Source organism: Undibacterium umbellatum (genome assembly GCF_014284125.1).
Classification (GTDB): Bacteria; Pseudomonadota; Gammaproteobacteria; order Burkholderiales; family Burkholderiaceae_D; genus Undibacterium; species Undibacterium umbellatum.
This window is the reverse complement of sequence record NZ_JACOFX010000057.1, coordinates 1-1085: the sequence shown is the minus strand read 5'-3', so window position 1 is coordinate 1085 and position 1085 is coordinate 1. Positions and strand designations below refer to the sequence as shown.

The following is a 1085-nucleotide window of genomic DNA, read 5'->3' as shown; positions in this document are numbered from 1 at the left end:
GGCGGATTCAAGCTCGAAGTGCAACCCTGTGTTATAGCGATTGTATCTGAGCCATAAAAACTTCGTGCGGTGTTTTGTAGCCAAGGCATTTTCTAGGTCGATGATTCAAGTAATCCATAGCGTCAGTCATGTCTTGCGTTGTGATGGATTCAAAACACATTTTCTTCGGAAAGAACTGCCGTATTAAACCATTCATGTTTTCGTTAGCGCCGCGCTCCCAAGAGCAATAAGGATGGGCAAAGAAATACTGCACATTAAGGCTCTGTGCAATACGTTCATGCTGAGCAAATTCCTTACCATTGTCAGTCGTCAACGTATGCACCAATCCAGAAAAAGGCGCTAGCAAAGAGATAATGGTATCCGTCACCGCCTCAGCAGTTTTGCGGGTCACTTTTTCTAGCAAGGTGTAGCGCGATTTGCGCTCATTGAGTGTGACCAGCGCTTGCTGGTGATTCGCGCCGATAACAAGATCGCCCTCCCAGTCTCCATAGCGCTTGAGCGTGTCCACAATCGCTGGGCGCTCTTCAATCGAAACCTGATTGGGTATGGTACCGCGTCGTTCACGATTGCCATAGCGCTTCTTGCGTATCTTCTGGCAGCGCAAGGTTTTGTGTAACGTGCCACCACGTTGCTTGTCCGCATAGATTCGCCAATAAATGCTTTCGTGACTCACTCCAGGGAGAGCATTGGCACGGAGATAGCCGCTGATCTGTTCCGGGCTCCAATACGCTCTCAACCTGTCTTCTGCAAATGCCCATGTCTCAGCGGAAATAGTCACACCATTCTTTCTGGCTTGCTTTTCGAGACTGCGTTGTTGAGCCTGTTTTGGGCGGTATCCTCGACCGCCACTATTGCGTTTGATCTCTCGACTGATCGTCGATCTGCTACGCCCCATCACCTCTGCTATCTCACTTTGCCTATGTCCTGCCTTCTTCAGTATATAAATCTGGTATCGTTCGTCTTGGGTAAGATGTGTGTATGTCATTTCGGGCAACTTTGACTTGGAGGTCTGGAAGTTCGGATGCTACCGCATCTTCCCATTCAAACCAATTTAGCTTCTGTTGCACTTCTTATTTGAACTCGCG

At 48.6% G+C, this 1085-nt stretch carries 1 protein-coding gene; it reads right to left on the bottom strand.

Annotated elements, in window-relative coordinates:
- Positions 1–31: 31 nt before the first annotated feature.
- Positions 32–985: an IS30 family transposase gene (locus H8L47_RS29140; RefSeq protein ID WP_186957330.1), complete on the bottom strand. Its 954-nt coding sequence runs from the start codon at positions 983–985 to the stop codon at positions 32–34.
- Positions 986–1085: the final 100 nt, after the last annotated feature.